Here is a 12855-nt window from a genome sequence, read left to right on the forward strand (position 1 = left end):
CTACTTGCGGGCACCGACAGTGTGGCCGTGTCAGGTGCGCTCAGGCGCCGGGTCCCGCGACGAGCCGGCCGTCCTTCGCGCTGATCGGCACCTCGGGCAGCGGCACCGTCGCCGGGCCCTTCGTCGCCTTGCCCGTCGTGCAGTCGAACCGGCTGCCGTGGCAGGGACAGTTGCCCTCGGTGCCCTCCACCTTGTCCAGCACACAGCCCGCGTGGGTGCACTGCGCGCTGAAGGCCTTGTACTGGCCCTCGGCGGGACAGCTCACCACCAGACGCTGCTCGCGGTAGAGCTTCACACCGCCGACGGGCACCGCGTCGGCCGCGCCGAGGTCGACGGGGGCGGTCGGGGTCGGCTCCTCGGCGTGGCCCAGCTTGGACTCGGTGGAGCAGGCGGCCAGACCCGCACCGGCCGCACCGGCGAGTGCGACGCCCTTCAGGACGGTACGACGGGGGGTGGGCCGGGCGGGCATGGTGTCTCCACTGGTCAGACGGCTGGCGCTGCGTTCGACCCTACCGGTGGCGATTTCGGCGTCTTCGCCGGGAGTCGTGAGCGGCGCTCACCCCCCGCGCCGGAGGGCGGCGGCAGGAACCCCGTGCGGGTGAAGTACTCGACATAGGTACGGAAGAGCGCCTCGTCGATGTCGGGGCAGCCGATCCCGGTGCCCTCCAGCGCACGCCGGGTCTCCCGGGCGTCGAAGATCACACTCCCCTCCGAGCCCCCGCCGCGCGTCTCGGCGGCCATGGCGGTGAGCAGCGGGAAGGCGGCGTTGCCGGGGTCCGCCTCGGTGGCGGCGAGCCAGTCGGCGGCCGGGACGTCCCTGAGGGGGTGGCCGAGTGCCCGCAGGCGGGCCACGGCGGTGTCCATGCGCAGCGTGCGCTCCCCCGCGAGATGGAACGTCCGCCCCGCCGACCGGGGTTGGCGGGAGAGCTCCACGACGGCGGCGCTGACGTAGTCCACGGGCACGAGATCGAAGGCCGCGTCGATGCCGGAGGGGGCGACGCCCGCCTGGAGGCAGCCCTTCAGCAGCAGCCACATGAAGTCGTCCGTCTGGCAGACGCCGGTGGTGGACTCGCCGGTGATCCGGGTGGGCCGGTAGACGGAGACGGGCAGCCCGCGGGCGCGCGCGGCCTCGGCGAGCCGCTCCGCGGCCCACTTGCTGCGCGTGTAGCCGTGTTCGAGCGCGGTGAAGGGACCGGTCGGGTCCTGCGGGCGTACGGGGCGGGCCGGTGGCCCCTCGCCGGCGCCGTACGCGTTCTCGGCCGCGCTCTCGGCCGCGCCGCCTCCGTACACGCCGACGGTGGAGATGTGGTGGACGGGCACGGTGCGGTGCAGGGCGGCCAGCCGCAGGATCTCCTGCGTGCCGTACACGTTGGCGTCCCTCAACTGCTCGTAGGAGAACACCAGATTGACGGCGGCTCCGCAGTGGTAGACGGCGTCGACGGTGCGGGCGAGCCGGTCGAAGCCGGCCGCCGAGAGGCCCAGCCGTGGCCGCGCCAGATCACCCGTGACGACGGTGACACGGTGGTCGGTGGACGGGTCCGTGAGGCCGTACGAGTCCAGGGCCGCGCGCAGTCGTTTCTCGGCGTTCAGCCGGTCGCTGCCGCGTACCAGGCAGTGGACGGTGGCGTCGGTCCGGCGCAGCAGCTCCCTCAGTAGGAAGGCGCCGAGAAAGCCGGTCGCTCCGGTGAGCAGGACGTGGCGCGGGTCGGTGACGACGGTGCGGACGTCGTCGGAGGCAACGATGTCGGCGGCGAGCCGGATGTCGTCGGTGAGGTCGGGGACGGCTTCGGTACGTCCTCCTACGGAGGCGGCGTCCACCAGTGCGGCGAGGCCCGCGACGGTCGGTGAGGTGAAGACCGAGCGGAGCGGCAGCGTCACGTCCAGCTCCTCGCGGAGCGCGAGGACGAGGCGGGTGGCCAGCAGGGAGTCGCCGCCGAGCGCGAAGAAGTCGTCGTGCGTGCCGATGGTGCCGGGGCCGAGCAGGGCCGACCACAGGTGGGCGATCCGCTCCTGGGTGGCGGTACGGGGGCCGTCGGCGGCCGGCTCGTCGTCCCACGCGACGTGTCCTGTCCGCGCGGCGAGTGCGGCGCGGTCGGCCTTGCCGCTCGACGTGAGCGGGAAGCGGTCGACCGGCAGACAGCGGGCCGGGACCAGCGGGCCGGGCAGCCGGGCGCGCAGCCGCCGCCGTATCTCGTCGGGGCCGGCCGTGTCCGGGTCGCCGGCGACGTAGAAGGCGAGGAGCCGCTTCCCCCTCCCCGGGCCGAGGTCCTGGGCGACGACCACCGCGTCGGCCACGCCGGGCTGGGCGCGTACGGCGGCCTCGACCTCGCCGGTCTCCACCCGGTGACCCCTGATCTTGACCTGGCCGTCGCTCCGGCCGATGTACTGGATCCGGCCGTCGGGGAGCAGCCGGGCGAGGTCGCCGGTGCGGTAGAAGCGACTTCCCGGTCGTGTGCCGGGGCCCGTGCCCGTGCCCGTCCGGGGAAGGGCGCCGGGAAGGGCGCCGGGCACGAACTTCTCGGCCGTCAGCGCCGGACGTCCCGCGTAGCCGCGCGCGATCACCGGCCCGCCGACGCAGATCTCCCCCACGGCGCCCGCCGGCACGGGCCGCTGCCGCTCGTCCAGCAGCAGGACGGTGGCGCCGTCGACGGGGCGTCCGATGCACGGCAGTTCGGGCCAGGCGGCCGGGTCGGGGCCGAGCCGCTCCGCCGTCACGACGTGGGTCTCGGAGGGGCCGTACTGGTTCTCCAGCGTGGCCGCGGTGAGCGAGCCGAAGAACTGCCGCAGGGCGGGCGTGACATGGAGCTGTTCGCCCGCCGTGAGGACCTCTTTGAGAGAGTCGCAGCGCCGGCCGGTGGCGCACGCGTACTCCACCAGTTGCTGCAACGCGACGAACGGCAGGAACAGCCGCTCGATCCGCTCCGACGCGATCAGGCCGAGCAGTTGGTGCGGGTCTCTGCGGACCTGTTCGTCCACGAGGACGAGCGCGCCTCCCGCCGCCCAGGTGGCGAAGATCTCCTGGAACGCGACGTCGAAACCCAGCGGCGCGAACTGAAGCGTGCGCGCCCCCTCTTTCGGATCCGGCCCGGTCGCCGACCGGCGGCGCTGCCAGTCGATCAGGTTGGCGAGCGGGCCGTGTTCCATGGCGACACCCTTGGGCCGGCCCGTCGAACCCGAGGTGTAGATGACGTACACGAGATCGTCGGACCGCACCGGGACGACGGGCCCGGTGCCACCGTTCTCCCCCGGCGTCTCCGACAGGTCGTCGAGGAACACCGCCTCGACACCTGAGGGCAGTTCGGCGGGCCGGCATCCGCGCTGGGTGAGCAGGACGTCGATCCCGCTGTCCCGCACGGTGAACGCGATCCGCTCCGCCGGATGCTCCGGGTCGACCGGCACACAGCTGCCGCCCGCCTTCAGCACCCCGAGGACGGCCACCGGCAGGTCCGCCGTGCGCTCCACGCAGATGCCGACGGGGCGGCGTACGGCGCCCCGCGCGACGAGCAGCGCGGCGACCCGCCCCGCGGCGGCGTCCAGCTCCGCGTAGGACAGGGTCCGCCCGTGCGCGACGACGGCGGGCGCGTGGGGTGTCAGCCGGGCCGAGCGCGCGAACGCCTCGTGCACGAGCGGGACTTCGGGGGGCGGCGGCGCGCCGTGGGCCCACTCGGTGAGCATCCGCCGTTCCTCGTCGGCCGGCATGACGGCCAGGTCGTCGAGCGCGGTCTCGGGCCGGGCGACCGCGTCGGCGAGGAGCGTGACGAAGCGGGCGGCCAGGCGCTCGGCCGTCGCACGGTCGAAGAGGTCGGCGGAGTACTCCCACAGTCCGCGGTACCCGTCCCCGTCCGGCATCAGGTGCAGGAACACGTCGTACTTGGCCGTCCCGCCGTGCACCTGGAAGCGCTCGGCGGCGACGCCGGGCAGGGACAGCGCCGACGGGGGCGCGTCGTCCACCGCGAACACCACCTGGAACAGCGGGAACCGGCTCAGTGTGCGCTCGACGCCCAACTCGCGCACCAGATGGCTGTACGGCACGTCCTTGTGCCGGACCGTCGATCTGACCTGGTGCTTCATCTCCACCACCAGGTCGGTGAACGACCGGTCGTGGCGCGGCCGTCCGCGCAGCGGCAGCACGTCCGTGAGACAGGCGATGAGATCCTCGGTCTCCGGCTCGTCGCGGCGCGACACCGGCGTGCCGATGACGAGGTCGTCCTGGCCGGTGTGCCGGCCGATCAGCGCGGTCAGCGCGGCGGCGAGCACCACGAAGCGCGTCGTCCGCCGCCGGGCGGCGAGGCCGCGTATCAGGGCGCCCGTGGCGGCGTCGACGCGGAACTCGACCTGGCCGCCGTGGTGGCTGAGAACCGGCGGGCGGGGGCGGTCGGCCGGGAAGGACGACTCGTCGGGGGCGCCGGCCAGTTGGGCCCGCCAGTGCTCGACCAGCCGTGCGCGGTCGGCGCCGTCGGTGCTCCGCTGGCGCTGGGCGTACGGCCCCGACTGAACGGGCAGTTCGGGCAGCCGGGGGGCCCGGTGCTCCACCTCGGCGCGGTACAGCTCGCCGAACTCCTGGTCGAGCAGGCTGAAGCACCAGCCGTCTATCACGGCGTGGTGGATCGCGACGGCGAGTACAAACTCCCCGTCCGGCTCCCGCGCGGCGTCGCCCGTCACCAGCAACGTGGCCTTCAGCAGCGGCGGTTCGGCGAGGTCCGGCTGCCGGGTCACGGCGTCCCTGAGCGCCTTCTCGCGCTCGGCCGCCGTGACGCTCCGTACGTCGAGCGGGACCCGCATCGGCGGAAGGACGATCTGCCGGGGAGCGCCGTCCACCAGCACCAGTCGGCTGCGCAGCGCCTCGTGCCGGGCCACGATGCCGGACAGCGCCGCTTCGACGGCAACGATGTCGAGGCGTCCGCGCAGTCGGTGGACCCACGACTCCACATAGCGCGAGGTGCCCTGCTGATACTGGTCGTTGAGCCAGATCGACTCCTGCTCGAACGACATCGGGTAGGTACGCGGTTCCATCGCTTCTCGCTTCGTGGTGCGAACGACTGGGACGGACCTCTGGGGGGTGGCGGCTGAGGCCGGTGCGGCGATATTCAGACACCGATCATGCGTCTATCGGCCCGCCGGGTCCAACAGGGCGACGGTGTCGATCTTTCCGTTGGGGGTCCTGGGGAAGGACCTGAGCCGCCGGACCTCGTCGGGCACCTGGGCGCGCGGCAGTACGGCGGCGAGCGATTTCCGTACGGTGTCGGGCTCCGGCACGGCGTCGTCCGCCGTGCTGTCGGCGGTGCCGCCGGCCGTACCGCCGACGGCTTCGGTGCCGCCGGTCCCGTCGAGCGGCTGGGCGGTGTAGAACAGCGCGAGCCGTTCGTACGCACCGCTCTCACCGGCCACGGGAAGCACGGCGCACTCCCGGACTCCCGGCAGGCGCAGGGCCGCGGCCTCCGTCTCGGCGGGCTCGACGCGGTGCCCGGAGATCTTGATCTGCCGGTCGGCGCGGCCGTGGAAGTGCAGGGTGCCGTCGCTGTCCAGCCGGCCGAGATCGCCGGTGCGGTAGATCCGGGTGGGGCCGGTGCCGGGGCTGTCGAATGTGGTGAAACTCATCCCCGTGGCACGCTCGTTGCCGAGGTAGCCGTCGGCCAGTCCCGCCCCGGAGACACAGATCTCGCCGAGCGCGCCTGGCGGCACCTCGGTGTCGCCGTCGAGGACATGGATCGCGGTGCCGGGGACCGGTGTGCCGAGCGGGATGCCGTACTCGGCCTCGCAGTCGGCCGGTCGGATCCGGTGGGTCGTGACGAAGACGCAGCACTCGACGGGGCCGTAACCGTTGAGCAGCGTGATCCCCGGGTGGCGGGCGAGGAAGGCGCGGACGTGCGGGGCGGAGAGCCGCTCGCCGCCGGTGAAGACCTGGCGCAGTCCGGTGAAGCAGTCGGGGTCCTCGTCCACGAAGAGGTTGAAGAGGGCGGCGGTGAGCCAGACGGTGTCCAGGCCGGTGGATTCGACGAGTTCGGCCAGGTCGTCGGGGAGGAAGTAGTCGCCGTCGACGAGCACGACCGTGCCGCCGGTGGTCAGCATGCTCCACAGTTCGAGGGTGAGCGCGTCCCAGGAGACGGGGGCGGCCTGGGGCATCACCCGGCCGGGGCCGAAGTCGGCGAAGCTGTCCGGGCCGAAGAGCCGGGTGGTGGCCCGGTGCGGTGAGAGCACGCCCTTGGGGGTGCCGGTGGTGCCGGAGGTGAAGAACACGGTGGCCGGCGCCGCCCCGTCCACCGCTTCCGCCCCGTCCCGCTCCGGTGTGTCAGCCGTGTCATGCGGGCAGCCGGTGTCGGGGGCCCGTCCGGCGGCCTCGCTCAACTCCTCGGCGGGCGGCGCCCATACGGCGCGGCCGTCGACGCCCTGTGCCCCCGACGGGCCCACGACGACCGGCGGCGCGAGCATGTCGAGCACGGTCCGCAGCCGGTCGGCGGGCAGCTTCGGATCCAGCGCCGCGTAGGCGGCGCCGCGTTTGAGTACGGCGAGGAGCACGGCCACCAGTTGGGGCGACCGGGGCAGCAGTACGGGTATGCGCCGCCCGGGGCCGACACCCAGCCGGCCGAGCCGCGCGGCGTACGCCTCCGCCGCCAGGTCGAGCGTCCGGTAGCTGACGCGCCGGCCCGCGAAGACGAGTGCGGTGGCGTCCGGCCGGAGCCGGGCCTGCCGCGCGACGGCCTCGTGAATGAGCCGCGCGTCGGGCGTGCGCGGCATGGGGGACATGCGGGACATGGGAAGTCGGTCTCCGTCCCCGTCAGACGGCTTCGCCGTGCGCGATCACGGCGGCTTGGAAGTCGGCGACCGTCTCGCTGTCGAAGACCGTGTCGGGAGAGACCCTGATGCCCAGCTCTCTCTTGACCCGGGTGCATATGCGTACCGCTTGGAGGGATGTGCCGCCGAAGTCGTAGAAGCTGTCGGAGGGCTTCAACTCGTCGGCTCCGAGGACCTCTGCCATGATCCGGGCGACGGAAGCGCTGTCGCCACGCTGCTGCTCGGACACCTTCATCTCTCATCCTGCCGATTGATGGAAGGTGACCATTCTGACCCAGATCCCGCGCATACGTTCGGCCGAGGCGCCCCGGGGGACGCATCGGCCGAACAGATGTCAGGACTTACGGGAGCGCGCGGCCGACTTCGTGGCGGCCTTCTTCGTGACGGTCTTCTTCCCCGAGGCCGTCGCCGTTGCCTTGGCCGCCGTCTTCGTCGCGGTCTTCGCCGCCGTCTTACGGGCCGGTGACTTCGTCCGGCCCGAGGGAGTGGCGTCGCTGATCCGCTCCGCGTCGAGGATCTCCCGCAGGAACTTCCCGGTGTGGCTGGTCGCGACCCCGGCCACCTCCTCCGGTGTGCCCTCGGCGACGACGAGCCCGCCGCCGTTGCCACCCTCGGGACCCATGTCGACGACCCAGTCGGCCGTCTTGATGACGTCCAGGTTGTGCTCGATGACGATCACCGTGTTGCCCTTGTCGACCAGCCCCGACAGCACGTTGATCAGCTTGCTGATGTCGTCGAAGTGCAGCCCGGTGGTGGGCTCGTCCAGCACGTACACCGTGCGGCCCGTGGACCGCTTCTGGAGCTCGCTGGCCAGCTTCACACGCTGCGCCTCGCCGCCGGAGAGGGTCGGCGCGGACTGTCCGAGCCGTACATAGCCCAGGCCCACCTCGTTGAGCGTCTTGAGGTGGCGCGAGATCGTCGGGACGGCCTCGAAGAAGTCGAGCCCCTCCTCGATGGGCATGTCCAGCACCTCGGCGATGGACTTGCCCTTGTAGTGGACCTCCAGGGTCTCCCGGTTGTAGCGCGCGCCGTGGCAGACCTCGCACGGCACGTACACGTCCGGCAGGAAGTTCATCTCGATCTTGATCGTGCCGTCGCCCGCGCAGTTCTCACAGCGTCCGCCCTTGACGTTGAAGGAGAAGCGCCCGGGGAGATAGCCGCGGACCTTCGCCTCCATCGTCTCGGCGAAGAGCTTGCGCACATGGTCGAACACCCCGGTGTACGTCGCCGGGTTGGACCGGGGCGTACGGCCGATGGGCGACTGGTCGACATGCACGACCTTGTCGACCTGGTCGTCCCCGTCGACCCGGGTGTGGCGTCCCGGCACCGACTTCGCCCCGTTCAGCTCGCGGGCCAGGTGGGTGTAGAGGATGTCGTTGACCAGGGTCGACTTGCCCGATCCGGAGACGCCCGTGACGGCGGTGAACAGGCCGAGCGGGAACGACACGTCGATGTCCCGCAGGTTGTTCTCCCGCGCGCCGTGCACCGTGAGCTTGCGGCCGGGGTCGACCGGCCTGCGGACGTCCGGTGTCGGGATGGCCTTCTTGCGGGCCAGATACCGCCCGGTGATGGACTCCTCGTTGTCCAGGAGTTCCTTCAACGTGCCGGAGTGGACGACCTTGCCGCCGTGCTCGCCCGCGCCGGGGCCGATGTCGACGATCCAGTCGGCGACCTTGATGGTGTCCTCGTCGTGCTCCACGACGATCAGGGTGTTGCCCATGTCGCGCAGCCGGATGAGGGTCTCGATCAGCCGGTGGTTGTCGCGCTGGTGCAGGCCGATGGACGGCTCGTCCAGCACGTAGAGGACGCCGACCAGTCCGGAGCCGATCTGGGTGGCGAGCCGGATGCGCTGCGCCTCACCGCCGGAGAGGGTGCCGGCCGCGCGGTTGAGCGAGAGATAGTCCAGGCCGACGTCGACCAGGAACCTCAGCCGCTCGTTGACCTCCTTCAGGACGCGCTCGGCGATCTGCTTGTCCCGGGCGTTCAGCGTCATCTCGCCGAGGAAGTCGGCGCACTCGCTGATCGACATCGCGGAGATGTCGGCGATGGACCTGTCCATGACCGTGACCGCGAGGACGAGCGGCTTGAGACGGGTGCCGTGACACGTCGGGCAGGGCACCTCGCGCATGTAGCCCTCGAAGCGCTCCCTGCTGGTGTCGCTCTCCGCCTCGGAGTGCCGCCGCTTGACGAAGGAGACCGCGCCTTCGAAGGAGGGGGTGGTGTATGCCCGCTCGCGGCCGTACCTGTTCCTGTACCGCACCTCGACCTGGGTCTTGTGCCCGTACAGCAGGGCCTTCTTGGCACGCTGCGGCAGTCCGGCCCACGCGATGTCCGTACGGAAGCCGACGGACTCGGCCAGTCCGCCGATGAGCCGGCCGAAGTACTCCCGTGTGTGACCGTGCGACCAGGGGTGGATGGCGCCCTCGTCCAGCGACTTCTCCTCGTCGGGGACGATCAGCTCCGGGTCGACCTCCATGCGGGTGCCGATGCCCGTGCAGTCGGGGCAGGCGCCGAAGGGCGAGTTGAAGGAGAAGGAGCGGGGCTCCAGCTCCTCGAACGACAGGTCGTCGTACGGGCAGTACAGATGCTCCGAGTACATCCGCTCGCGCTCGGGGTCGTCCTCCGGGAGGTCGACGAAGTCGAGCACGACCATGCCGCCGGAGAGCCCGAGCGCGGTCTCGACCGAGTCGGTCAGCCGGCGCTTGGCGCTGCCCTTCACCGTGAGACGGTCGACGACCACCTCGATGGTGTGCTTCTCCTGCTTCTTGAGCTTCGGCGGCTCGCTCAGCTGGATGGTCTGCCCGTCGACGCGCGCCCGGCTGTACCCCTTGGTCTGGAGGTCGGCGAACAGATCGACGAACTCGCCCTTGCGCTCCCTGATCAGCGGCGACAGCACCTGGAAGCGGCTGCCCTCGGGCAGCTCCAGGACCTTGTCGACGATGGCCTGCGGGGACTGGCGGGTGATCGGCCGGCCGCACTCCGGGCAGTGCGGCTTGCCGATACGGGCGAAGAGCAGCCGGAGGTAGTCGTAGACCTCGGTGATCGTGCCGACCGTCGAGCGGGGGTTGCGGGAGGTGGACTTCTGGTCGATGGAGACGGCCGGCGAGAGGCCCTCGATGAAGTCGACGTCCGGCTTGTCCATCTGACCGAGGAACTGCCGGGCGTAGGAGGACAGCGACTCGACATAGCGACGCTGTCCCTCGGCGAAGATCGTGTCGAACGCGAGGGAGGACTTGCCCGACCCGGAGAGCCCGGTGAAGACGATCAGGGAGTCACGGGGGAGGTCGAGCGAGACGTTCTTGAGATTGTGTTCGCGAGCGCCACGGACGATGAGACGGTCGGCCACGCCGGTCCGCACCTTTCTAGAGAGAAGCAGGGGCGGAGCCCCCGTTCCAGAGTAATGGGGGTCGCCAGAGCGATGGACTGCCAGACGGAATGACCCGGGTCACTGGACCACCGGGCTGCGAGGGCTCCTTACCAGGATGCCTCCGCCGAGCTTATAGCACGCGCATTCGAATTACGGCGGCTTGCGACCTCCTTCACCCGAAGGAGTGGTGCGGCTATCGTCGGCCTCATGCTTGATCACGTGCGCGACCTGGAATCCCTGCGTGAAGCGACCGAGCGGCTCCTCACCGCGGTCGCCCGACTGGACAACGCCTCGGTGGCCGAGCCGTCACGGCTGCCGGGCTGGAGCCGTGGTCATGTACTGGCTCATCTGGCCAGGAACGCCGACGCTCTCGTCAATGTGCTCGAAGGCCGGCCCATGTACCCGGACGCCGCCACCCGGGACGGCGACATCGAGCGGGACGCCCCGCGCCCCCTGGACGTCCAGGCCGCCGACGTACGCGCGACGGCCGAGCGCTTCCGGCGGGTGGCGGCGGTCCCCGCCGACTGGGCACGCACGGTCGCGCTCCGTAACGGCGTGACGGACGTCGCGGCCCGGGTCCCGTTCCGCAGGCTCGTCGAGGTCGAGCTCCACCACGTCGACCTCGGCATCGGCCGGGAGCTCGAAGATCTCTCCGCCGATTTCGTCGGCCGCGAGACCGACTTCCTGACCGAGCGCTTCGCCGGTCACGCCGACGTACCGCCGCTCGCCCTGACCTCCCCCGACGGACGGACCTGGCGCACCGGCCGCGCCGACGGCACCCCGGCCGCCGTCACGGGCCCGGCCGCCGACCTCATGGGCTGGCTCGCCGGCCGGCGGGACGGGTCGGCGCTCAGCACGTCGGACTCTTCGCTGCCCGTACTGCCTCCGCTATAGGCTGAGTCGTATGACATACAGCGGAGCCGTGAGGATCGACGGACCGGCCGACGTGCACGAGTTGACCGACCTGATGATCTCGAAGGTCGCCGTCGGCCCGATGAACAACAACGCCTATCTGCTGCGCTGCCGGGCCACCGGGCAGCAGCTGCTGATCGACGCGGCCAACGACGCGGCGACACTGCTGACGCTCATCGGTGACGACGGCATCGCGTCCGTCGTCACCACCCACCGGCACGGCGACCACTGGCAGGCGCTCGCCGAGATCGTGGCCGCCACCGGCGCCGTGACGTACGCGGGGCGGTACGACGCCGAGGGGATCCCCGTCCCGACCGAGGTGCCGGTCGAGGACGGCGACACGATCCGGGTGGGCCGGATCGAGCTGACCGCGCGCCGTCTCGTCGGTCACACGCCGGGCTCGATCGCCCTGGTCTACGACGACCCGCACGGCCACCCGCACCTCTTCACCGGCGACTGCCTCTTCCCCGGCGGCGTGGGCAACACGCACCAGGACCCGGCGGCCTTCGCCAGTCTGATCGACGACGTCGAGACGAAGCTCTTCGACCGGCTGCCGGACGAGACCTGGGTCTATCCGGGCCACGGCGACGACACCACGCTCGGCGCCGAGCGCCCGCAGCTGCCCGCCTGGCGCGAGCGCGGCTGGTAGCGGGCGAGCCGGCGGGCGGGGCGCGGAAAAACCGGCTGCGTCCGGCTCGGCGCGCTCATTACGCTCCGCCGTATGCAGCCGCCCACATATCCCCCGAAGCCCCGTCCCGGCGACCGGATCGCCGTACTCTCCCCCTCGTCCGGGCTTCCCGGCCTGCTCCCGCTTCCGTACGAACTGGGCCTGACCCGGCTGGAGAAGGACTTCGGTCTGGTGCCGGTGGAGTATCCGACGACGCGCAGGATGGGGTCGACGCCGCGCGAGCGGGCCGACGACATCCACGCCGCCTTCGCGGATCCGACGATCAGGGCCGTCATCGCGAGCATCGGCGGCGACGACCAGATCACCGTCCTGCCGCTGCTGGACCGCGAGTTGATCCGCGCGTCCCCCAAGCCGTTCTTCGGCTGGAGCGACAACACCAATCTGCTGGTGTACCTCTGGAACACCGGGATCGTCGCCTTCCACGGCGGCAGCGTGATGTGTGAGCTGGGCCGGCCCGGCGCGATGGATCCTCTTACGGAGGCGTCGCTGCGCGCCGCGCTCTTCACCCCGGGGCCGTTTGAGCTGGCCCCCGCCACCCGCTTCCGCGACACCGATCGCGACTGGGCCGACCCAGAGACCTTCCGCTCCGAGCCCGAGACCCGGCCGGGCACGGGATGGACGCTGCACGGGCCGCAGCGGGTGGTGGAGGGCCGGACGTGGGGCGGAAACCTGGAGACCCTGTCCGGGCTGCTCACGGCGGGCCGGGAGATCCAGGAGGACCTCTCCGCGTACGACGGCTGTGTGCTGCTGCTGGAGACCTCGGAGGAACTCCCGGACGCCGACGAGGTGTTCCGGATGCTGGGGGACATGGGCGAGCGCGGGCTGCTGCGGCGCTTCCCCGCGCTGCTGATGGGACGGCCGAAGACCTGGTCCCTGGAGCGGCGCAACAGCCCGGAGCAGTCGGCGCTCTACGCGCGCGAGCAGCGCGCGGCGGTGCTGCGGGCGCTGGACGCGTACGCCCCCGGGACGATGGCCGTCCTGGACGTGGACTTCGGGCACACCGATCCGCAGCTGGTCATCCCCTACGGCGGTACGGCGCGGGTGGACGGGCCCGCGCGGCGGATCACCGTCACGTACTGAGCCCTGAGCCGGTCCG

At 71.6% G+C, this 12855-nt stretch carries 8 protein-coding genes; 3 read left to right on the top strand and 5 right to left on the bottom strand.

Annotated features, from left to right (window positions below; all coding sequences use genetic code 11):
* Positions 1-40: 40 nt before the first annotated feature.
* The 5 genes from BHU15_RS09805 to uvrA all read right to left on the bottom strand — a co-directional run bounded on the left by BHU15_RS09805 (position 41) and on the right by uvrA (position 10138).
* Entirely contained in the window at positions 41-469 is a 429-nt protein-coding gene (locus tag BHU15_RS09805; RefSeq protein ID WP_069626827.1) for a Rieske (2Fe-2S) protein, read from the bottom strand.
* Between the two features lie 14 nt (positions 470-483).
* On the bottom strand, positions 484-5013 hold the full coding sequence (locus tag BHU15_RS09810) for a non-ribosomal peptide synthetase (RefSeq protein WP_069626828.1): 4530 nt from the start codon (positions 5011-5013) through the stop codon (positions 484-486).
* 93 nt (positions 5014-5106) lie between these two features.
* Positions 5107-6753 (bottom strand): amino acid adenylation domain-containing protein, encoded by a 1647-nt coding sequence (locus BHU15_RS09815; protein WP_069626829.1) that lies wholly within the window; start codon positions 6751-6753, stop codon positions 5107-5109.
* A gap of 22 nt (positions 6754-6775) precedes the next feature.
* Positions 6776-7027: an acyl carrier protein gene (locus tag BHU15_RS09820; RefSeq protein ID WP_069626830.1), complete on the bottom strand. Its 252-nt coding sequence runs from the start codon at positions 7025-7027 to the stop codon at positions 6776-6778.
* A gap of 99 nt (positions 7028-7126) precedes the next feature.
* Positions 7127-10138: an excinuclease ABC subunit UvrA gene (gene uvrA / locus BHU15_RS09825; RefSeq protein WP_069626835.1), complete on the bottom strand. Its 3012-nt coding sequence runs from the start codon at positions 10136-10138 to the stop codon at positions 7127-7129.
* A 228-nt stretch (positions 10139-10366) separates the two neighbouring features.
* Between uvrA and BHU15_RS09830 the strand changes: the two genes are divergently transcribed.
* The 3 genes from BHU15_RS09830 (at position 10367) to BHU15_RS09840 (ending at position 12839) form a co-directional block, all read left to right on the top strand.
* A complete protein-coding gene (locus BHU15_RS09830; RefSeq protein WP_069626831.1) occupies positions 10367-11053 on the top strand; it encodes a maleylpyruvate isomerase family mycothiol-dependent enzyme in 687 nt (228 codons plus the stop codon).
* Positions 11054-11063: 10 nt separating this feature from the next.
* Positions 11064-11720: an MBL fold metallo-hydrolase gene (locus BHU15_RS09835; protein WP_069626832.1), complete on the top strand. Its 657-nt coding sequence runs from the start codon at positions 11064-11066 to the stop codon at positions 11718-11720.
* 72 nt (positions 11721-11792) lie between these two features.
* The gene (locus BHU15_RS09840; protein WP_069626833.1) at positions 11793-12839 is read left to right on the top strand and encodes a S66 family peptidase; all 1047 of its coding nucleotides are present in this window, start codon (positions 11793-11795) and stop codon (positions 12837-12839) included.
* The last annotated feature ends 16 nt before the right edge of the window (positions 12840-12855 follow it).

The organism is Streptomyces niveus (genome assembly GCF_001723055.1).
In the GTDB taxonomy this organism is placed as follows: Bacteria; Actinomycetota; Actinomycetes; order Streptomycetales; family Streptomycetaceae; genus Streptomyces; species Streptomyces niveus.

What these genes read in the sequence shown, in the direction of transcription:
- BHU15_RS09810 (WP_069626828.1), bottom strand. Translation starts at nt 5,013, where the DNA reads ATGGAACCGCGTACCTACCCGATGTCGTTCGAGCAGGAGTCGATCTGG.
- BHU15_RS09840 (WP_069626833.1), top strand. Translation starts at nt 11,793, where the DNA reads ATGCAGCCGCCCACATATCCCCCGAAGCCCCGTCCCGGCGACCGGATC.
- BHU15_RS09820 (WP_069626830.1), bottom strand. Translation starts at nt 7,027, where the DNA reads ATGAAGGTGTCCGAGCAGCAGCGTGGCGACAGCGCTTCCGTCGCCCGG.
- BHU15_RS09835 (WP_069626832.1), top strand. Translation starts at nt 11,064, where the DNA reads ATGACATACAGCGGAGCCGTGAGGATCGACGGACCGGCCGACGTGCAC.
- BHU15_RS09830 (WP_069626831.1), top strand. Translation starts at nt 10,367, where the DNA reads ATGCTTGATCACGTGCGCGACCTGGAATCCCTGCGTGAAGCGACCGAG.
- BHU15_RS09815 (WP_069626829.1), bottom strand. Translation starts at nt 6,753, where the DNA reads ATGTCCCGCATGTCCCCCATGCCGCGCACGCCCGACGCGCGGCTCATT.
- BHU15_RS09805 (WP_069626827.1), bottom strand. Translation starts at nt 469, where the DNA reads ATGCCCGCCCGGCCCACCCCCCGTCGTACCGTCCTGAAGGGCGTCGCA.